The organism is Cedecea davisae (genome assembly GCF_044095835.1).
GTDB classification, from domain to species: Bacteria; Pseudomonadota; Gammaproteobacteria; order Enterobacterales; family Enterobacteriaceae; genus Cedecea; species Cedecea davisae.
On sequence record NZ_CP172054.1, the window covers coordinates 373858 to 392786 of the forward strand.

General features: G+C 56.0%; 19 protein-coding genes. 8 read left to right on the forward strand and 11 right to left on the reverse strand.

What is annotated here, in order from left to right; all coding sequences use genetic code 11:
* The first annotated feature begins 31 nt into the window (after positions 1-31).
* From yrbN to mtr, 3 genes are all read left to right on the forward strand, one after another.
* The gene (yrbN, locus tag ACG1VR_RS02270) at positions 32-109 is read left to right on the forward strand and encodes a protein YrbN (RefSeq protein WP_099458804.1); all 78 of its coding nucleotides are present in this window, start codon (positions 32-34) and stop codon (positions 107-109) included.
* Positions 102-2039 (forward strand): DEAD/DEAH family ATP-dependent RNA helicase, encoded by a 1938-nt coding sequence (locus ACG1VR_RS02275; RefSeq protein ID WP_039898857.1) that lies wholly within the window; start codon positions 102-104, stop codon positions 2037-2039. Before yrbN ends, ACG1VR_RS02275 begins: the two co-directional genes overlap by 8 nt.
* 159 nt (positions 2040-2198) lie before the next feature.
* Complete coding sequence (mtr, locus tag ACG1VR_RS02280; RefSeq protein WP_395490111.1) at positions 2199-3443, forward strand: tryptophan permease; 1245 nt, start codon at positions 2199-2201, stop codon at positions 3441-3443.
* Between the two features lie 42 nt (positions 3444-3485).
* Here the strand turns inward: mtr and ACG1VR_RS02285 are convergent, their stop codons facing one another.
* The 3 genes from ACG1VR_RS02285 to ACG1VR_RS02295 form a co-directional block, all read right to left on the reverse strand.
* Positions 3486-4493 (reverse strand): luciferase-like monooxygenase, encoded by a 1008-nt coding sequence (locus tag ACG1VR_RS02285; protein ID WP_016538356.1) that lies wholly within the window; start codon positions 4491-4493, stop codon positions 3486-3488.
* Positions 4494-4636: 143 nt separating this feature from the next.
* Positions 4637-5515, reverse strand: coding sequence for a U32 family peptidase (locus tag ACG1VR_RS02290; RefSeq protein ID WP_395490113.1), 879 nt, complete (start codon positions 5513-5515; stop codon positions 4637-4639).
* Positions 5516-5523: 8 nt separating this feature from the next.
* Positions 5524-6519 (reverse strand): peptidase U32 family protein, encoded by a 996-nt coding sequence (locus ACG1VR_RS02295; RefSeq protein WP_395490115.1) that lies wholly within the window; start codon positions 6517-6519, stop codon positions 5524-5526.
* 258 nt (positions 6520-6777) lie between these two features.
* Here ACG1VR_RS02295 and ACG1VR_RS02300 point away from each other — a divergent pair, with 258 nt between their 5' ends.
* Complete coding sequence (locus ACG1VR_RS02300; RefSeq protein ID WP_039898854.1) at positions 6778-7302, forward strand: SCP2 domain-containing protein; 525 nt, start codon at positions 6778-6780, stop codon at positions 7300-7302.
* Positions 7296-7799: a GNAT family N-acetyltransferase gene (locus ACG1VR_RS02305; RefSeq protein ID WP_016538352.1), complete on the forward strand. Its 504-nt coding sequence runs from the start codon at positions 7296-7298 to the stop codon at positions 7797-7799. Before ACG1VR_RS02300 ends, ACG1VR_RS02305 begins: the two co-directional genes overlap by 7 nt.
* Here ACG1VR_RS02305 and ACG1VR_RS02310 read toward each other — a convergent pair.
* Complete coding sequence (locus ACG1VR_RS02310) at positions 7796-8089, reverse strand: GIY-YIG nuclease family protein (RefSeq protein ID WP_172568914.1); 294 nt, start codon at positions 8087-8089, stop codon at positions 7796-7798. The two genes, ACG1VR_RS02305 and ACG1VR_RS02310, sit on opposite strands and share 4 nt — an antisense overlap.
* A gap of 53 nt (positions 8090-8142) precedes the next feature.
* Here ACG1VR_RS02310 and ACG1VR_RS02315 point away from each other — a divergent pair, with 53 nt between their 5' ends.
* Entirely contained in the window at positions 8143-8571 is a 429-nt protein-coding gene (locus ACG1VR_RS02315; protein WP_016538350.1) for a YhbP family protein, read from the forward strand.
* On the opposite strand, the gene ACG1VR_RS02320 is transcribed toward ACG1VR_RS02315, so the two are convergent.
* Positions 8568-9086 carry a type 1 glutamine amidotransferase domain-containing protein gene (locus ACG1VR_RS02320; protein ID WP_016538349.1) on the reverse strand — a complete coding sequence of 173 codons (519 nt, stop codon included), beginning with the start codon at positions 9084-9086 and terminating at the stop codon, positions 8568-8570. The genes ACG1VR_RS02315 and ACG1VR_RS02320 overlap by 4 nt on opposite strands.
* 84 nt (positions 9087-9170) lie before the next feature.
* Here ACG1VR_RS02320 and ACG1VR_RS02325 point away from each other — a divergent pair, with 84 nt between their 5' ends.
* Positions 9171-9815 carry an NAD(P)H-binding protein gene (locus ACG1VR_RS02325; RefSeq protein WP_395490117.1) on the forward strand — a complete coding sequence of 215 codons (645 nt, stop codon included), beginning with the start codon at positions 9171-9173 and terminating at the stop codon, positions 9813-9815.
* 20 nt (positions 9816-9835) lie between these two features.
* On the opposite strand, the gene nrdG is transcribed toward ACG1VR_RS02325, so the two are convergent.
* The 3 genes from nrdG to ACG1VR_RS02340 all read right to left on the reverse strand — a co-directional run bounded on the left by nrdG (position 9836) and on the right by ACG1VR_RS02340 (position 13687).
* Positions 9836-10300: an anaerobic ribonucleoside-triphosphate reductase-activating protein gene (nrdG, locus tag ACG1VR_RS02330; RefSeq protein ID WP_395490118.1), complete on the reverse strand. Its 465-nt coding sequence runs from the start codon at positions 10298-10300 to the stop codon at positions 9836-9838.
* A gap of 73 nt (positions 10301-10373) precedes the next feature.
* On the reverse strand, positions 10374-12509 hold the full coding sequence (gene nrdD, locus ACG1VR_RS02335) for an anaerobic ribonucleoside-triphosphate reductase (RefSeq protein ID WP_039898850.1): 2136 nt from the start codon (positions 12507-12509) through the stop codon (positions 10374-10376).
* A 296-nt stretch (positions 12510-12805) separates the two neighbouring features.
* On the reverse strand, positions 12806-13687 hold the full coding sequence (locus ACG1VR_RS02340; protein ID WP_016538345.1) for a LysR family transcriptional regulator: 882 nt from the start codon (positions 13685-13687) through the stop codon (positions 12806-12808).
* Positions 13688-13789: 102 nt separating this feature from the next.
* Here ACG1VR_RS02340 and ACG1VR_RS02345 point away from each other — a divergent pair, with 102 nt between their 5' ends.
* Complete coding sequence (locus ACG1VR_RS02345; RefSeq protein WP_016538344.1) at positions 13790-14320, forward strand: NAD(P)H-dependent oxidoreductase; 531 nt, start codon at positions 13790-13792, stop codon at positions 14318-14320.
* A gap of 63 nt (positions 14321-14383) precedes the next feature.
* Here the strand turns inward: ACG1VR_RS02345 and treC are convergent, their stop codons facing one another.
* From treC to treR, 3 genes are all read right to left on the reverse strand, one after another.
* Positions 14384-16042: an alpha,alpha-phosphotrehalase gene (treC, locus tag ACG1VR_RS02350; RefSeq protein ID WP_395490121.1), complete on the reverse strand. Its 1659-nt coding sequence runs from the start codon at positions 16040-16042 to the stop codon at positions 14384-14386.
* Positions 16043-16095: 53 nt separating this feature from the next.
* Entirely contained in the window at positions 16096-17514 is a 1419-nt protein-coding gene (treB, locus tag ACG1VR_RS02355; protein WP_016538342.1) for a PTS trehalose transporter subunit IIBC, read from the reverse strand.
* 121 nt (positions 17515-17635) lie between these two features.
* Positions 17636-18583 carry a trehalose operon repressor TreR gene (treR, locus tag ACG1VR_RS02360; RefSeq protein WP_016538341.1) on the reverse strand — a complete coding sequence of 316 codons (948 nt, stop codon included), beginning with the start codon at positions 18581-18583 and terminating at the stop codon, positions 17636-17638.
* Positions 18584-18929: the final 346 nt, after the last annotated feature.

Consider the following 18929-nt stretch of genomic DNA (forward strand, 5'->3'; position numbering starts at 1 on the left):
CAATCAAATTTGAGCCGGTTCACACTTTTCAATGAAAATTGCAGATCAATTTCACGATGAGTTACGTAGACTGGCCGCCATCAATGAGGCACATGTACTACATGACTGATATCATCGAAACCACTTTTTCTGATCTGGGGCTGCACGCCTCCATCATTCAGGCCCTGAACGATCTGGGCTACGAAAAGCCATCACCCATTCAGGCAGAGTGTATTCCACACCTGCTGAATGGCCGCGACGTTCTGGGCATGGCTCAGACCGGTAGCGGTAAAACCGCAGCGTTCTCTTTACCGCTGCTGAACAACCTCGATCCTGAGCTTAAAGCACCGCAAATCCTGGTGCTGGCGCCGACCCGCGAACTGGCGGTTCAGGTTGCAGAAGCCATGACGGATTTCTCTAAACATATGCATGGCGTTAACGTCGTGGCCCTGTACGGCGGCCAGCGTTATGACGTGCAGCTGCGCGCTCTGCGTCAGGGGCCACAGATTGTTGTCGGTACTCCGGGTCGTCTGCTGGACCACCTGAAACGCGGCACCCTGAACCTGTCCGGCCTGAAAGGTCTGGTACTGGACGAAGCGGATGAAATGCTGCGTATGGGCTTCATCGAAGACGTTGAAACCATCATGGCGCAGATCCCGGCTGAACATCAGACCGCGCTGTTCTCAGCAACCATGCCGGAAGCTATCCGTCGCATTACCCGTCGCTTCATGAAAGATCCTCAGGAAGTGCGCATTCAGTCAAGCGTAACTACTCGTCCGGACATCAGCCAGAGCTTCTGGTCTGTTTACGGCATGCGTAAAAATGAAGCGCTGGTTCGTTTCCTGGAAGCGGAAGACTTTGATGCGGCGATTATCTTCGTGCGTACCAAAAACGCGACTCTGGAAGTGGCCGAAGCGCTGGAGCGTAGCGGTTACAACAGCGCCGCGCTGAACGGCGACATGAACCAGGCCCTGCGTGAGCAGACTCTGGAGCGCCTGAAAGATGGTCGTCTGGACATCCTGATCGCAACCGACGTTGCGGCTCGTGGCCTGGACGTTGAGCGTATCAGCCTGGTTGTTAACTACGACATCCCGATGGACTCCGAGTCTTACGTTCACCGTATCGGTCGTACCGGTCGTGCTGGTCGTGCTGGCCGTGCGCTGCTGTTCGTTGAGAACCGTGAACGCCGCCTGCTGCGCAACATCGAGCGCACCATGAAGCTGACTATTCCTGAAGTAGAGCTGCCAAACGCAGAACTGCTGAGCGAACGTCGCCTGGCTAAATTCGCCGCTAAAGTTCAGCAGCAGCTGGAAAGCAGCGATCTGGATCAGTACCGCGCGCTGCTGGCAAAAATTCAGCCTTCTTCTGAAGAAGAACTGGACATCGAAACGCTGGCCGCAGCTCTGCTGAAAATGGCTCAGGGTGAGCGTCCGCTTATCCTGCCACCGGATGCACCGATGCGCCCACGTCGCGAGTTCAAAGAACGTGACGATCGTTTCGAACGTCGCGGCGACCGTAACGATCGCGGCCCGCGCGGCGACCGTCCGGAGCGTGGTGGTGAAGACCGTCCGCGTCGTGAACGTCGTGAAGCTGGCGATATGGAACTGTACCGCATCGAAGTTGGCCGTGATGACGGCGTTGAAGTTCGTCACATCGTTGGCGCTATCGCTAACGAAGGCGATATCAGCAGCCGCTACATCGGTAACATCAAGCTGTTCGGCACCCACTCCACCATCGAGCTGCCGAAAGGCATGCCGGGTGAAGTTCTGCAGCACTTTACCCGCACTCGTATTCTCAACAAACCGATGAATATGCAGCTGCTGGGCGATGCGCAGCCACGTCCTGAGCGCAGCGGTGAACGCCGTGGCGGTCCTGCTCGTGAAGGCGGCCGTAGCTTCGGCGGTGAGCGTCGTGAAGGTGGCCGTGGTCCACGTCGCGATGGCGCTGGTGCCGGTGCTGGCGCGGGTCGTAGCTTCAGCGGCGAACGTCGTGAAGGCGGTCGCGGTCCACGTCGTGAAGACGGTGCGGCAACCGCACGTCGTCGCTTCGGTGATGCATAATTGACCTATAATCTGCCGCTCTGTTTCTGAGCGGCAGTGAAAAAGCCCTGGTTATTGGGACCGGGGCTTTTTTTTATCCCTTTTGTACTCATGTACTGGTACAATGAGCCGCGTCAGACAACTTCATTACGCTTCACCTCATTTTTCAGGGAACCCGATATGACAACTTTAACCACCACCGGCACCAGGCCCTCGCTTATCGGCGGCGTGATGATCATCGGTGGGACTATCATCGGCGCAGGGATGTTTTCGTTACCCGTGGTTATGTCGGGTGCCTGGTTCTTCTGGTCGCTGGCGGCGCTGGTTTTCACCTGGTTCTGCATGTTGCATTCCGGGCTGATGATCCTCGAAGCGAACCTTAACTACCGCATCGGCTCCAGCTTCGACACCATTACCAAAGACCTGCTTGGCAGAAGCTGGAATGCGGTAAACGGCCTGTCGATTGCGTTTGTCCTCTATATTCTGACCTACGCCTACATCTCGGCCAGCGGCTCTATCTTGCACCACACTTTTGCAGAAATGTCGCTTGATGTACCGGCGCGGCTTGCCGGTCTGGTGTTTGCTCTGGCGGTGGCGTTTATTGTCTGGCTAAGCACTAAAGCGGTAAGCCGGATGACTGCTATTGTGCTGGGCGCCAAGGTCATCACCTTCTTCCTGACTTTTGGCAGCCTGCTTGGGCACGTTACCCCGGTTACGCTGTTTAACGTCGCCGAGAGCAACGCTTCCTACACCCCTTATCTGCTGATGACGCTGCCGTTCTGCCTTGCCTCGTTTGGCTACCACGGCAACGTGCCGAGCCTGATGAAATACTACGGCAAAGATCCGCGCACCATCATCCGCTGCCTGGTATACGGTACGCTGCTCGCGCTGGTGCTGTACGCCATCTGGCTGCTTGGGACGATGGGCAACATTCCTCGTCCGGAGTTTATCGGCATTGCGGAAAAAGGCGGGAATATTGATGTTCTGGTACAGGCGCTCAGCGGCGTGCTGAACAGCCGTAGCCTGGATTTACTGCTGGTGGTGTTCTCTAACTTTGCGGTAGCAAGTTCGTTTCTCGGTGTGACTCTGGGCCTGTTTGACTACCTGGCCGATCTGTTTGGCTTTGATGATTCCGCTCTGGGTCGTCTGAAAACGGCGCTGCTGACTTTCCTGCCGCCGATTGTGGGTGGCCTGCTGTGGCCAAACGGCTTCCTGTACGCGATTGGTTATGCCGGGCTGGCGGCAACGATTTGGGCAGCGATTGTTCCGGCGCTGTTGGCCAGAGCTTCCCGTAAACGCTTTGGCAGCCCTAAGTTCCGGGTCTGGGGCGGTAAGCCGATGATTGCGCTGATTCTGGTGTTCGGCGTCGGCAACGCGGCCATCCATCTTCTTTCGACCTTCGATCTGCTGCCGGTCTACAAATAGCAGAATAGCGGCCCTCCCGTTGCGGGAGGGCCGGATGACAAATTAGCCCAACAATTCCTCTTTTACCTGCATCGCCAGATCGAATGAATGCAAACGAGCCTGGTGATCGAAGATCTGCCCGTTAACCATAATTTCATCCGCTTCGGTTTCACGCAGTACGGACTCAAGCCCGTGGCGAATTTTTGCCTTATCTCCCACCAGAGACATACTCAGCGCCTGCTGCACGCCGTATTGTTCTGACGCGGACCAGAGCTGGTGCATGTTTTCCACCGGCGGCGGCAGTTGCCCGGTTTCGCCCCGGCGCAGGCGAGTAAACGCCTGCTGCATCGAGGTAAACAGGAATTCTGCGTCACGGGTGCTGTCGGCGGCGATGATATTGATACACACCATCGCATAAGGTTTTGCCAGGCGTTCGGAAGGCTTAAAGTTTTCGCGGTATAGCTGTAGAGCGCGGAACAGCATATCTGGCGCAAAATGCGAAGCGAAGGCAAACGGCAGGCCCAGTTGAGCCGCCAGTTGAGCGCTATACAGGCTGGAGCCAAGTAGCCACACCGGCACTTTCTCGCCATAGCCCGGAACCGGGCGTACGTGCGGATTAGGATCGCGGGCGTCAAACCAGTCCACCAGCTCCGCTACATCGCGCGGGAAGTTGTCCACATCGCCGCTCATATGGCGACGCAGCGCCATCATAGTGCGCTGGTCGCTGCCCGGCGCGCGGCCAAGCCCGAGATCGATACGGCCAGGGTACAGCGTATTAAGCGTCCCGAACTGCTCGGCAATCACCAGCGGAGAGTGGTTGGGCAGCATTACGCCGCCGGAACCCAAATGCAGCGTGGTGGTGTTTGCCGCCAGGTAGCCAATCAGCACCGACGTTGCCGCGCTGGCGATGCCGACCATATTGTGGTGCTCGGCCAGCCAGTAGCGATGGTAGCCGCGCTTTTCAGCCAGCCGGGCAAGATCCAGAGAGTGGGAAAAGGCCTCGCGGGCGGAAGAGCCCTGAGGGATCGGCGCAAGATCCAGCACCGAGAAAGCAATATTTTTGTCAGTCATAACCGCTCACTTTTGTTACAGCGTAGTCATCAGATTGAAGGTCTTCTTCCAGCCTGGCGCAGGAATCCCGCACCGGCCAGAAAAGCTGCATCTTTAATAGTGCATTAGAAAATGACGATTATTGTTAACAAAGTGAGCTTTTATTATGCCTGTAACTCCAGCCCGGCAAGACGCCGCCAGTAGCCGTTACAGTCGCTGCGTGCCGCCAGCGGCAGCGGCGCACTGCCGTTTTCGTTGGCGCGGAAGGCATCAAGCACGTCCAGCGTGCCTATGCCCATTGGGGAGAGGCGCACAATGTCCACCAGCCCCTGCATCGAAGCCAGCTCATTGCCGAGGTTATAGACATATCCGCTCATGGTCTGAATACCGTTGAGCACAAAGACCTGCTGCTGCTCCTGAGAACGCATATCCCGGCCGTTCGGGTACTTAATGCAGCAGGTTACGCATTCATCTTTGGCGCGGTCTTCGGAGCGAGCTGTAAAGCAGCGTGCCGAATAGGCCAGTGGTAAATGGCCGTAGCTGAGCACCTCGACTTCAAATTTGTTGCGGATGCCCAGTTCATCGCACTGGTCCAGCATATTAGCCAGCCAGTCGCGGGAAAGCTCCACCGGCATGCACCAGCGCATCATTCCTTGCTTGTGCAGCAGGCGCAGCGTGACGGCGTTATAGCAGTTAAGCGCGTGCCCGGCAACGAACGGCAGTTTGCGCTCGGCTGCCATATTCACGCTGCCGATATCGTTAGCCTCAATCAGGAAGTCGCCGTTTTCCACATAGCGTTTTAGCTCATTCAGCTCTGAAGGAGCCTGCACCAGCGCGAGGGTAGAAAGCACCACCTGCTTGCCCTCGTTTGCCAGCATTTTTGCCATATCCAGCCAGTCGCCGACTTTGGTGGCGCGACGTTTGCTGCACACCGCCTCCCCGAGATAAATGACATCGGCGCTGCTTTTTGCTGCGGCCTGGTAAAACTTTTCCAGCGTCTCTTTTGGCCAGTAGTAAAGCACCGGCCCTAATGAATATTTCATGCTGTTTCCTACTGCCATTTACGGTGATAGGCACCGAGAGTCGTTTGTGTTCCTTCGGCCATCGAACCGAGTGCTTCCATCCAGGCGGGCTGCGCCCGATAGTTTTGCGGGTCTGCCATACAGCGGTCGATAGCCTGCCGCCAGACCTTCGCTACCTGGGTAACATAGGCCGGGCTGCGCTGGCGACCTTCAATTTTCACCGAGGCGATATTCGCGGCCAGCAGCTCCGGCAGCAATTCTAGCGTGTTCAGGCTGGTGGGTTCTTCAAGCGCGTGGTAGCGCTGGTCATCAACCAGATAGCGCCCTTTACACAGCGTCGGGTAACCGGCGTTTTCGCCTTCCTCATAGCGGTCAATTAATACGTCGTTAAGGCGCGACTCAAGGCCCTGTGGCGTTTGCTGCCAGCGCACGAACCGGGCGGGCGAGCACGCGCCCACGGTGTTAGGCGACTCGCCCGTCAGGTAAGAGGAGAGATAGCAGCGGCCTTCGGCCATAATGCACAGGCTGCCGAAGGCAAATACTTCAAGCGGAACCGGGGTCACGCGGGCGAGCTGTTTTACCTGGTAGATGGAAAGCACGCGCGGGAGCACCACGCGGGCGACATTAAAATTACGATGATAAAAACGGATCGCTTCTTCATTGGTTGCCGAAGCCTGCACTGAAACATGGCGCTCAATATGCGGATAACGTTCAGCGGCATATTCCAGCATCGCCAGGTCGGCAAGAATTAATGCATCGGCACCAAGCTGGGCGGCCATATCGACCGCACGCTGCCAGCGCACATAACCGTCCGGGTGTGCAAAAGTATTGATAGCAATATGCAGCTTGCGGCGGCGCTGGTGCACATAGCTTACGGCTTCCTGGAGCTTTTTCTCGGTGAAGTTAAGTCCGGCAAAGTGGCGTGCATTTGTGTCATCTTTCAGGCCGATGTAGACCGCATCCGCGCCGTTATCAATGGCCGCTTTCAGCGCCGGGAGGTTTCCGGCTGGGCAAAGCAACTCCATAATTTATCCTGAATCTTAGGGGGCCGCAGCGTATGCTGGCCCTCGCTGCGCGGGGATGGCAGCAAAATTGTTAACGAACCGGGATTTTAGTTAACCTGTCGGCGACAATTTTTGATTTGGGGCAGAGAAAGGCGTATTGCTTAGAGTGAGCGCCCCCAATTCGCCTCTTATGCAACCTGCGGAATTGTTGATTTGACGCGCTATAGGGAATTGTCGTTATGGCAAAATAGCGGCAAATTTTTAAAAGGAGTCAAGCCCGTGTTAGATAAACTGCGTTCTCACCTGGTTCAGGTTGGTCCTTCTCTGCTGCGGGTACCGGTCAGGATGACCCCCTTTGCCGTCAAACGTCAGGTACTGGAGCAGGTACTTGGCTGGCAGTTCCGTCAGGCACTCCAGGATGGCGAACTGGACTTTCTTGAAGGGCGCTGGCTAAGTATTGAGGTTCGCGATCTCGGGCTGAAGTGGTTTACTTCCGTTGAGGACAATAAGCTGCTGGTGTGCGACGATGCGCCAGCGGACGTAAGCTTTAGCGCCGAGGCTAATGACCTGCTGCTGATAGCCGCGCGTAAGCAAGACCCGGATACCTTGTTCTTCCAGCGTCGTTTGCTTATTGAAGGCGATACGGAACTCGGGTTATATGTGAAGAATCTAATGGATGCCATTGAGCTGGATGCGATGCCTAAACCGCTGCGCATCGTGCTGCTTCAGCTGGCTGATTTTGTTGAGGCGGGTTTGAAACATAACGCCGCCGCTGAAAGTAATTCGATAGGTGAGCCATGTTAATTCGTGTAGAGATCCCCATTGATGCCCCCGGCATCGACGCGCTGCTGCGTCGCTCTTTTGAAGGCGAAGGTGAAGCCGGGCTGGTCAGAGCGCTGCGGGAAGATGGGCTATTAACCCTGGGGCTCGTCGCAACCGATGACGAAGGCCAGGTTATCGGCTACGTTGCTTTCAGCCCTGTGGCGGTGGAAGGCGAAGAGTTGCAGTGGGTTGGGCTTGCTCCTCTGGCGGTAGACGAGTCCGTTCGCGGGCAGGGCATTGCTAAACAGCTGGTCTACGAAGGGCTGGACTCGCTCAATGAGTTTGGCTATGCCGCTGTTGTCACGCTTGGCTCCCCTGAAATGTACGGCAAACTCGGCTTCCAGCCGGCTGCTCGCTTCGGCCTGCGCTGCGGCTGGCCGGGCACGGAAACGGCGTTCCAGATCCATCCTCTGGCCGACGATGCGTTAAACGGGGTAGAAGGCCTGGTGGAATATTCAGACCACTTCAATCGCTTTTAGTCCGTTTTCCCTTGAAGACTTGCCAGCAGGTCTTCAAGGGTTACCTTCCCGTCCACCAGCCGTTCTTTCTGGGTTTTGCTGAGCTGTTTAATGCGATATTCGGCCCGCAGCGCCTGCGAGCGGTCGCCTATTGGCTGGTGGAACACCAGCGTTAACTCCCCTTTGCCGCGCAGCGCCTTTGCGCCTTTCCCCGCCTGATGTTCGGCGAAGCGGCGCGACACATCGGTGGTGATGCCGGTATACAAGCGGTTATCGGTGCAGCGAATTAAATAGAGATACCAGGAAGTCATAGGGCGGGCGCATAATTAACATTTGCCGCAGAGTATCACTGTTCAGGTTTACGATGGAATCACTCAATGCCATCAGCCGCTGGCTGACAAAACAGCACGTTCTGACCTATTGCGTGGGCGGTGGGGAATCGCTCTGGTGCGCCAACGCCTTTTATATTTTTGACGCCGGGCGGGTCGCATTCTATCTGCTCAGCGAAACCAGCTCGCGCCACGGTGAGCTAATTGGCCAGCAGTCGCCCGTAGCGGGGACGGTCAACGGCCAGCCAAAAACCGTAGCGCTAATTCGCGGCTTACAATTTCGCGGTGAAATTCGCCTGTTGAGCGAAGACGAGTCTGCCAGCTACCGCAGCCGCTACCTTAAACGCTTTCCGATTGCGCGCGTGATGTCGGCTCCGATGTGGGAAATCCGCCTCGATGAGCTGAAAATGACCGACAACACGCTCGGTTTTGGCAAGAAGCTACACTGGCTTCGCGAAGCCTAGCGGCCCAGCAGGATCAGGGCTTCGCGGTTAAAGGCCGGAAGATCGTCAGGCGTTCTGCTGGTGACCAGCTGATGCCCGTCGATGACCACTTCCTGGTCGTAAAAATCAGCCCCGGCATTTTTCACGTCGATGACGATGGGTTTTACAGCAGTAAGCTTTCTGCCGCGTATCACATCCGCGCTAATCAGCAATTGTGGGCCATGGCAGATGGCAAAGACTGGTTTTCCGGAATGAACAAAGTCACGGGTGAAGGTAACAAATCGGTCATCGCCGCGCAGGGCGTCCGGGGAGTGTCCTCCGGGTAGAAGAAGTGCATCGAAGTCGGCAGGGCGAACTTCATCAATGCCTTTGTCTATTTTCACCCTGGCTTCGCCTTTCTTGCCGGTAACCGTTTTTCCGGCTCGCTTCTCAATAGTAATAACCTGGTGTCCAGCTTGCCTGAATTCCTCAGCCGGTGAGGTGAATTCAGAATCCTCAAACTCGTCGGTAATCAGAACTGCAATTTTCTTGCTCATCTTTCCTCCGTTGTGTTTGTCACACTACTAAGCCTGGACTACCATGCTGACATTGCAAGCGCTCAACGCGAACGGGGGGGCATTATGAGTCGAATCTTAATAACCGGCGCAACCGGGCTTATAGGCGGCCATTTACTTCGCCTGCTTAATGACGACCCGCGTATCACTTCTGTTGCCGCACCTACCCGGCGGCCGCTTGCGGTCACGATGGATAAGGTTGTTAACCCGCACGATCCTCAGCTTTCAGACGCGCTTTTACAGGTCATCGGGCCTGTCGACACGGTATTTTGCTGCCTCGGCACCACTATCCGCGAAGCCGGAAGCAAAGAGGCCTTTGTGCTCGTGGACTATACGCTGGTGGTCGACACGGCTATAGCCGGGCTGCGGCTCGGGGCCAGGCATATGCTGGTGGTCAGCGCGCTGGGGGCGAATAGCCGCTCGCCGTTTTTCTACAATCGGGTAAAAGGCGAGATGGAAGACGCGCTGATAGCTCAGAACTGGGCAAGGTTGACGATTGCCCGTCCTTCAATGCTGCTGGGGCATCGTGAATCTCAGCGCCTTAATGAATCGTTAATGGCTCCGCTGTTTAAGCTGCTGCCGGGTAAGTTAAAAGCGATTGAGGCGAGCGATGTCGCACGAGCGATGCTGGATGAAGCGCTTAATCCTTCCCATGAAGGCGTTGCCATTCTTGATTCTAAGCAGCTGCGGGAGCGGGCTGGCGCGAAATAAAAAAGCCCCCGAGGGGCTTTTTAACGTAAATGATGAATGACCTGGTTACTGCTGCCGCGCCAGATAAGCGCCGGATCTTTTAAATCCTGTACAAACTTGCCGTCTACCAGCACGTTTATCAAATCAACAACTTCGCGCTGAGCCGCCGTCAGCTCATCGATTTTATAGCCTGTCCACACCCAGATATCCTTCCCGGGGCACTCGGCCCGCACGCGCTGCACCAGCCTGAGAATTTCCGGTACGTTCTGCGGATGCAGCGGATCGCCGCCGGAAAGCGACAGCCCCTGGCGCTTAACGCGGGAATCGTTAAGGTCGGCGATGATGCGGTCGGCCATCTCTGCGGTGAACGGCATACCGGAATTCAGCCGCCAGGTGCTCTTGTTATAACAGCCGGGGCACTCGTGCACGCAGCCTGAAACAAACAGCGTGCAGCGGGTGCCGGGTCCATTGACGATGTCGACGGGATAATACTGGTGATAATTCATTGAATTGGCCTGATACTCGAACGGTTCCCTCTCCCCTGAGGGGAGAGGGCCGGGGTGAGGGGAATTGTTCTATTTAACCAATCTGCCCGTTGCCCAGGTGTTTCACGCGGCGCTTCACTTCTTCCTGCTTACCGGCGTTAAACGGCCTGGCGTCCGGGCTGCCAAGGTAACCGCAAACGCGACGGGTGACCGAAACGCGCGCCGCGTCGTGGTTGCCGCATTTAGGGCAGGTAAAGCCTTTGCTGGTACATTCGAACTCGCCGGTAAAGCCGCATTCGTAGCACTCGTCGATTGGCGTATTGGTGCCGTAATAAGGAACGTGCTTATAGCTGTAATCCCATACGTCCTCCAGCGCCCGCAGGTTGTGCTGGATATTCGGGTACTCGCCGTAGCAAATGAAGCCGCCGTTGGCTAAAGGCGGGTACGGTGCCTCAAAGTCGATTTTATCGTACGGGTTAACTTTCTTCTCAACGTCGAGATGGAAGCTGTTGGTGTAGTAGCCTTTGTCGGTCACGCCCGGCACCACGCCAAACTCGGCGGTATCAAGGCGGCAGAAACGGTCGCACAGGTTTTCGCTCGGGGTGCTGTAGAGGCTGAAGCCGTAGCCCGTTTCTTCTTTCCAGCTGTCGGTGGCTTCACGCAGGCGCGTGACGATGGCAACGGCTTTCTCGCGCAGCGCTTCGCTGTCGTAAACGTGCTGGTTACCAAAAAGCGCGTTAACCGTTTCGTGAATGCCGATATAGCCCAGAGAGATAGAAGCGCGGCCGTTTTTGAAGATCTCGGAAACATCGTCGTCGGCTTTCAGACGCACGCCGCAGGCCCCTTCCATATACAGAATGGGCGCTACGCGGGCTTTAACGCCTTCAAGGCGTGCAATGCGGGTCATCAGCGCTTTACGAGCCAGCTGCAGGCGGTCATCCAGCAGCTTCCAGAATGCCTCTTCGCTGCCTTTAGCTTCCAGCGCAATGCGCGGCAGGTTAAGGCTGATGACTCCGAGGTTATTACGCCCGTCGTGAATTTGCTCGCCGTTTTCCTCGTACACGCCGAGGAAGCTGCGACAGCCCATTGGCGTTTTAAACGAGCCGGTCACTTTAACGACCTGATCGTAGTTAAGAATATCCGGGTACATGCGTTTGGATGCGCACTCGAGCGCCAGCTGTTTGATGTCGTAGTTGGCATCGCCGAACTTGTGATTCAGGCCGTCGCGAATAGCAAACACCAGTTTCGGGAACACCGCCGTCTTGCGGTTTTTGCCGAGACCCGCGATGCGGTTACGCAGGATAGAAGTCTGGATCAGGCGTGACTCCCAGCTGGTGCCAAGCCCAAAACCAAAGGTCACAAACGGCGTCTGGCCGTTGGCGGTATGCAGCGTATTCACTTCATACTCGAGTGACTGGAAGGCGTCATAGCACTCTTTCTCGGTGCGGGAGTGGGCGTAACCTTCCGCGTCCGGGATCTGCCACTCTTCGGCCACTTTACGGTGCTTATTAAAGCTTTCGGTCACAAACGGGGCCAGCACTTCATCGATGCGGTTAATCGTGGTGCCGCCGTAAATGTGGCTGGCTACCTGGGCGATAATCTGGGCGGTTACCGCCGTTGCGGTGGAGATAGACTTCGGCGGCTCGATTTCCGCATTACCCATTTTAAAGCCGTGGGTCAGCATGCCTTTCAGATCGATCAACATGCAGTTGAACATCGGGAAGAACGGCGAGTAATCGAGATCGTGATAATGAATATCCCCGCGCTCGTGCGCCAGGACAACATCGCGCGGCAGCAGGTGCTGTTTGGCATAATGCTTGGCCACGATCCCGGCCAGCAGATCGCGCTGGGTTGGGATAACTTTGCTGTCTTTGTTGGCGTTCTCGTTAAGCAGGGCGGAGTTCGTTTGCTCAACCAGACCGCGAATTTCCTGATTCAGGCGGCCACGTTTTTCGCGTTCGATATCGCGATCGTGGCGATATTCGATATAGGCGCGCGCCAGCTGCTTGTAGTTACCGGCCATCAGCTGGTTTTCTACCGCTGTCTGAATTTCTCCGATGTCTACCTGGCTGCGGCCCGCCATTTGGGCGCTGACGACATCTGCGACGGTGGCGCAATAGTCCGCGTCATCGACTCCCGCTGCTTTAGCTGCACGCAGAATAGCTTCTCTGATGCGCTCTGAAGTGAAAGGTACTTTGCACCCGTCTCTTTTCATCACATGCGGTGTCATTGTCTCTCCATTTTTATAAAAGGTTATCCACAAAGGATGGGAGGCTCCGGGAGCGCGTAGCTATTTGTCCTGCCATAGACTTCCCGAAGTGCGGCCCTGTTTATCCACAGATAATCCCCAGATTTATCCCTGAGGTGCTGTAGCTATATTAGTCGATAGATACAACATGTAGGGCCGGGATGCATTTTAAGTTCTATATATAGTGATTTGCATCAAACATGTTTACCATTTTATTGATGCAGAACAAGGTAAATCGGGGGCGGTAGAAACGGTGGGCGTTCGCAAAAAAAAGTAAATTAACGGCGGAATTTTTCGTTTAAATATTCAACGAATACGGCCGTTCTGGGAGGGAGTTTTCCGCCGGCATACTTCATCCAAAGCTGCTGCGGCGCGGGCGTGTACTCTTTCAGAATTGCCTTAAGCCGGCCTTCCTCCACGAGCTTATCCAGATACCAGTCTGCCAGGCAAATAATGCCCATTCCTGAAAGTGCAGCGTCGACCAGCGAATCCGGTGACGTGGTGATAAACCACGAAGAGGCTTCGTCTATCAGCGAGTCATCATCCAGCCAGTGCTGCAGGCGGCCCGTGCCGGGATTACGGTGCACAAGGCAGCGGTGATGCAACAGTTCTTCCGGCTTTTGTGGTGTGCCGTAGCGTTCAAGGTAGGAGGGCGTTGCCGCCACTATCGTTTTGCTTTCATAAAGTTCGCGTGCCACTACCCGGCTATCGCGCACGGTTCGGTGCCCAATGGCAATATCTATCCGCTCGCCAATCAGATTAACGCTGCGGGCTTCCATGGAGAGTTCGATGCGTATCTGCGGATAGCGCCGCTGGAATTCGCTCATCAGGGGCATGAGGCGGTGGCGGCCAAAGCCGGGGATAACGCTAATTCTCAGCAGGCCCGCAGGTTCCGACTTCGGGTTAACCAGCGCCTGATTCAACGCCTGCCATAGCGGGGCAACCTGCTCCCGCAGCGCCATGCCTTCTTCGGTTAGCACCACAAAGTGCGTATTGCGCCCAAAAAGCACGATGCCCAGGCGTTGCTCAAGCTGGCGCACGTTTTTACTCACCGCCGCCGGCGTAATGCCCAGCTGGCGCGCCGCCGCAGAAAAGCTTTGGCAGTCCGCCGCGGCCAGAAACGCGGGAATGAGCCGGTGAACATCCGGTGGAAGCGCCATGTTTATAACCTTTAGTTGAAACAGATATGCCCTGATACAGACTACAGGTAAGTCCTGCTATCTGAAAAGATAGCGACATCACAAAGCATAAAGGGCAGGAAAATGAAAAAGGTTCTGGTTCTGGCGGCGCACCGCTACCCTGAAAAATCCCGTATTAACCATGCGGCGGTCGAAGCGCTCAGCGGTTTGGCAGATGTCACCGTACATGAGCTGATGCGGGCATACCCGGATTTCAATATTGATGTTGAGCGCGAGCAAAAATTGCTGTGTGAGCATGATGCTATCGTGATGCTGTTTCCGTTCTGGTGGTACAGCTCGCCGGCTATCCTGAAAGAATGGCAGGATCATGTATTGAGCTACGGGTTTGCCTACGGCAGCGATGGCAAGGCGTTGCACGGTAAAAAACTGCTGGTTGCCACCTCTACCGGCGGCTCCGCTCAGGCCTACACCCCGGAAGGTTATAATCAGTATGCAGTGGAAGCTCTGCTGCTGCCGTTCCATGCCATGGCGAATAAAACCGGCATGATCTGGCAGCAACCTGCGCTGGTGCAGGGCGCCAACGACATTACCGACCCACTGATTGATGAAGGCGTGAACTACTGGCTAAGCCGGGTGAATGAGCTGAAAGGCTAACAAGGCTTGCCCCTCACCCCGGCCACTTTGCAAAGCGGCAGGGGGAAGGGCGAGCACAAAGCGCTAGCGCTTAATCCAGTAGACTGCCTCAAACGGGCGCAGGCTCATCTCGCCCGGTTTGTCTGCTGCGTCAGGGTAGTTGCTCATCAGCACTTCCCATTCGCCGCTGAAGCCGTCTAGCTGCAACCACTGCTGCTGATTGCTGAGGTTCGCGGCAACTACCAGCGTTTGCCCTTCCCTTTCACGGCTGTAGCTCCACACCAGCGGGTGCTCCGGGAGCAAGTCCTGATAGTTACCCAGGGTCAGCACCGGCTCGGCCTTACGCAGCTTAATCAACCGCTGATAGGCATAGAATACCGACTCATCGTCCGCCAGCGCGGCAGCGGCATTCACCGTTTGGTAGTTATCGCACAGCCCAATCCACGGCGTTCCTTCGCTGAAGCCAGCGTTAGCGCCCGCATCCCACTGCATTGGTGTGCGGCTGTTGTCGCGGGATTTACTGGCGAGGATAGCCATCAGCGTGTCGCTGTCGCGGCCCTGGCTGCGCAGTTCGGCGTACATATTCAGGCTTTCTACATCGCGGTATTCGTCGATGCGGCTGAAGTGAGGGTTGGTCATCCCCAGCTCTTCGCCCTGGTAGATATACGGCGTGCCCTGCATGCCGTGCAGCACCATCGCCAGCATTTTGGCCGAGGTAACGCGCAGTTCGCCTTCGTCGCCGAAGCGAGAAACGATGCGCGGCTGGTCGTGGTTACACCAGAACAGCGCGTTCCAGGCAACGTTGTGCATGCCCTGCTGCCAGTGGTTGAAGATGGACTTCAGCTCCACGTAATCAGGTTTTGCCAGCGTCCATTTCTCGCCGCCGGGGTAATCCACCTTCAGGTGGTGGAAGTTAAAGGTCATTGACAGTTCGCTGCCGTCGAGCGCGCCGTACTTCTGGCAGTTATCCAGCGAGGTCGAGGACATCTCGCCGACGGTCATCATGCTGAGCGGTTTGAAAACATCACGGCTCATTTCCTGCAAGAATTCGTGAACGCGCGGCCCGTCGGTATAGAAACGGCGGCCATCGCCTCCGGCAACGTCGTTCGGGAACTGCTGATCTTTGGAGACCAGGTTAATCACGTCCAGGCGCAGGCCGTCCACGCCGCGGTCGGACCAGAATTCGCACACTTTTTTCAGCTCGGCGCGTACCTGCGGGTTCTCCCAGTTCAGGTCTGCCTGCTCAGGCGCGAACAGATGCAGGTAATACTGGCCGCTTTCCGCATGCCACTGCCAGGCGTTACCGCCAAATTTTGAGCGCCAGTTATTCGGCAGCAGGTCCGGCGTTCCGTCGCGCCAGATATAAAACTCGCGATACGTGCTGCTTTTATCCAGCGACTTCTGGAACCATTCATGCTTCGTGGAGGTATGGTTAAACACCATGTCCAGAATGATGCGGATACCGCGCTGGTGGGCTTCGGCTACCAGTGAATCGAAGTCGTCCAGCGTGCCGTAGGTGGGGTCAATAGCGCAGTAATCCGCTACGTCATAGCCGTTATCGATCTGCGGGGAGAGGTAAAACGGCGTCAGCCAGATGGCGTCCACGCCTAACTTCTGAAGGTAGTCCAGGCGTTTAATCACGCCTTTCAGGTCGCCGGTGCCGCTGCCGGTGGTGTCCTGAAAACTCTTTGGGTAAATCTGATAGATGACGCCGTGCTGCCACCACGGAGGAGTGATATTCATAGCGGGTTCCTGCTAGCTGAAGGGTGGGCATTGCTGCCCACCGGTAAATCGAATTAAACCACCAACAATGTGCCCTGACGCAATTTGCGCTTATACACCACAGATGTCAGAACAATAGGTACGATGACCGCAATCACAATCGCAATCGCGTAAATGCCCCAGAACTTAGGCTGGATAGAAAGAATGCCCGGCAGGCCGCCCACGCCGATGCCGTTTGCCATCACGCCGTTAAGGCCGCACAGCAGGCCAGCAAGGCCGGAACCCACCATCGCGCACAGCATCGGGAAGTGATACTTCAGGTTGATACCGTACATGGCCGGTTCGGTTACTCCGAGGTAGGCAGAAATCGCCGCCGGAACCGAAATTTCGCGCTCGTTTTGCTTACGGCTGCAAATGATAATGCCAACAACCGCGGAAGCCTGAGCAATGTTAGACAGCGCAATCAGCGGCCAGACCGGCGTCCCGCCCATGCTTTGAATCATCTGCATGTCGATGGCGAGCGTGGTCTGGTGCACGCCGGTAATAACCAGCGGGGCGTACAGGAAGCCAAACAGCGCCGCGCCGACCGGGGCAAAGCTGCCCGTCATCAGATGGCGAACCGCGAAGGCTACGCCGTCGCCAATCATGCGGCCAAACGGACCAATCACCGTATGAGCAAGGAAGACCGCCAGAATCAGCGAGCAAACCGGCACAATGACCAGGTAGAGGTAGTCCGGCACAATGCGTTTCAGGCGAGTTTCAATGAAGCCCAGCGCCAGGCCCGCCAGCAATGCCGGGATAACCTGAGCCTGATAGCCCACTTTCTGAATCGTGAACCAGCCGAAGTTCCAGACTTCCGGAATTTTGCTGCCAAGCTCGTAGGCGTTCATCAGCTGAGGTGATACCAGCGTGACGCCCAGCACGATCCCGAGGATAGGCGTTCCGCCCATCTTGCGGACCGCAGACCAGCAAATCCCTACCGGCAGGTAGAAGAAGATGGCTTCGCCAATCAGCCACAGGAAGTCATAAACGGTTTTCAGCGCCGGGTACATCTGCGCAAGCGTTTCGCCGTTGCTCATCGGCAAATCGCCAATAACGTTGCGGAAGCCGAGGATCAAACCGCCGCTTATCAGCGCGGGCAGCAGCGGGAAGAAGATCTCCGCGAAGTGGGAGATCAGCTGCTCGTGCCATTTCATATTTTGACGGGCGGCCGTTTTGGCCTGCTCTTTGTCAGCGGAGCTTAGCCCGGTGGTGGCAATCAGCGCTTTGTAATAGTCGTCAACGTCGGTGCCGATAACCACCTGAAACTGTCCGGCATTGGTAAAGCAGCCTTTCACCATCGGCAGGTTTTCGATCTCTTTAGGACTGGCATTCTCGGGATTATTCAGAACAAAACGCAGCCGGGTAATACAGTGGCTAACGGTGGCGATGTTTTCGCGCCCGCCGACCAACTCAATCAGCTTATCTATGTCCTGCTGTTTGACTTTACTCATATTGACACCCTGGGGTATGGAGGTAATGACCTGACTATAAGGGTAGCCAGTAATCCATTTTGCGAAAATGGGAACGTTCCCGAAATCAGGCCGGGATCACAATAATCCCGATCCTCAGGGCTTATTGAAGGTGGCTGGGAATAACGATTTGCCGCAGTTGTTGCTGCTGTGAGATCTGGCCGATCAGCTGTAAAGCCGCGGCTCGCCCGGCTTCGGCGTAACCTGGATCGACGGTGATAATCTCCGGGTGCAAGAATTTCATCAGCGGCGTATTGCCCACGCTCGCGAGCTGCAGGCTGCTGCGGTTTTGCTGCTGAAGATATTTGCTGGCACCCAGCGCCAGGGTGTCGGTGGCGCACAGCAGGGCGGTGGTTTGCGGGGTTAACACATCCACAACGTGCTCATAGCCCTGCTTCATTGCCAGCCCCGGAAGGGCGGCATTCGGCGTAATGTCGTGTCGGCTACAAAAATCGAGGTAAGCCTGGTGGCGGCGGTAGCCGGTGGTAACGTCGGCATGCGGCACGCCCAGAAAACTGATGTGGCGATGCCCCTGTTGGTAAAGAGTGGACATCAGAATCTGAATCGCGCCGTCATCGTCATAACAGACGGAAGCGAAGCCGTTGGCATCCCTCGCCATCAGCACCAGCGTTGAGCGCCACGGCTGCAACATTTTTTCGCTAATGCCGGTAAAGCCAAACAGGATAACGCCGTCGATATTGCGGCGGCGCAGCATGCCCAGGTGCTCTTCTACCATCTCCGGCGAAAACTGGCTTTCCATCATGATGGGGTCGTAACCCTGCTCGTAGAGGCAAGGCAGCATGGTTTGAACCGCGAGATTTTCCGACAGGGAGTCGAGGCGCGAGACGATAATCGCCACCACTTTATCGCTCTGGCCGCGCATGGCACGGGCGGAGCGGGAAGGAGAGAACTCATGCTGCTGCATAACCGCTTCCACCCGCTCACGCGTGCGGGCGCTGACGCCGCTTTCATTATTCAATACGCGAGAGACGGTTGATTTCCCGACTCCGCTTAAGCGGGCAATGTCTTTAATGGTCAGGCGGCTTTGCATTGTTACTCTTTTTCCTGGTAGTCACGGAGCAAACCGGGTGACAACCGGTTTACGAGGGCAAATATTGTCACGTTTTCGCCTTCGGGCTGTAATCAGAATTATACTTAGGAAGCGTAAAACTTTAACCCAGTATTCCGAACCTGCCATGGGCAAAATCTGGTTTACAGACGGTTTAGTTTTACCGGCGTAGTATAAGCGGCATTCTGATTATGCCAGAAGGCATAATGCTATTTCTCTTTCAACGCTACCGGAGACGACATGGAACCCGATCCCAGTCCTCACCCTGAAGTAACAGGAATTTTCCGGTAAGCCCCAGGTTAACAGCCGCTGCCTTACCGATTTTGTA

Coding starts and splice junctions, on each gene's coding strand:
- ACG1VR_RS02295 (WP_395490115.1), bottom strand. CDS start 6,519: ATGGAGTTGCTTTGCCCAGCCGGAAACCTCCCGGCGCTGAAAGCGGCC.
- ACG1VR_RS02275 (WP_039898857.1), top strand. CDS start 102: ATGACTGATATCATCGAAACCACTTTTTCTGATCTGGGGCTGCACGCC.
- treR (WP_016538341.1), bottom strand. CDS start 18,583: ATGCAAAGCCGCCTGACCATTAAAGACATTGCCCGCTTAAGCGGAGTC.
- ACG1VR_RS02305 (WP_016538352.1), top strand. CDS start 7,296: ATGTTAATTCGTGTAGAGATCCCCATTGATGCCCCCGGCATCGACGCG.
- ACG1VR_RS02290 (WP_395490113.1), bottom strand. CDS start 5,515: ATGAAATATTCATTAGGGCCGGTGCTTTACTACTGGCCAAAAGAGACG.
- ACG1VR_RS02315 (WP_016538350.1), top strand. CDS start 8,143: ATGGAATCACTCAATGCCATCAGCCGCTGGCTGACAAAACAGCACGTT.
- treC (WP_395490121.1), bottom strand. CDS start 16,042: ATGAATATCACTCCTCCGTGGTGGCAGCACGGCGTCATCTATCAGATT.
- nrdG (WP_395490118.1), bottom strand. CDS start 10,300: ATGAATTATCACCAGTATTATCCCGTCGACATCGTCAATGGACCCGGC.
- ACG1VR_RS02320 (WP_016538349.1), bottom strand. CDS start 9,086: ATGAGCAAGAAAATTGCAGTTCTGATTACCGACGAGTTTGAGGATTCT.
- ACG1VR_RS02345 (WP_016538344.1), top strand. CDS start 13,790: ATGAAAAAGGTTCTGGTTCTGGCGGCGCACCGCTACCCTGAAAAATCC.
- ACG1VR_RS02325 (WP_395490117.1), top strand. CDS start 9,171: ATGAGTCGAATCTTAATAACCGGCGCAACCGGGCTTATAGGCGGCCAT.
- mtr (WP_395490111.1), top strand. CDS start 2,199: ATGACAACTTTAACCACCACCGGCACCAGGCCCTCGCTTATCGGCGGC.
- ACG1VR_RS02310 (WP_172568914.1), bottom strand. CDS start 8,089: ATGACTTCCTGGTATCTCTATTTAATTCGCTGCACCGATAACCGCTTG.
- treB (WP_016538342.1), bottom strand. CDS start 17,514: ATGAGTAAAGTCAAACAGCAGGACATAGATAAGCTGATTGAGTTGGTC.
- ACG1VR_RS02340 (WP_016538345.1), bottom strand. CDS start 13,687: ATGGCGCTTCCACCGGATGTTCACCGGCTCATTCCCGCGTTTCTGGCC.
- nrdD (WP_039898850.1), bottom strand. CDS start 12,509: ATGACACCGCATGTGATGAAAAGAGACGGGTGCAAAGTACCTTTCACT.
- yrbN (WP_099458804.1), top strand. CDS start 32: ATGAAAATTGCAGATCAATTTCACGATGAGTTACGTAGACTGGCCGCC.
- ACG1VR_RS02285 (WP_016538356.1), bottom strand. CDS start 4,493: ATGACTGACAAAAATATTGCTTTCTCGGTGCTGGATCTTGCGCCGATC.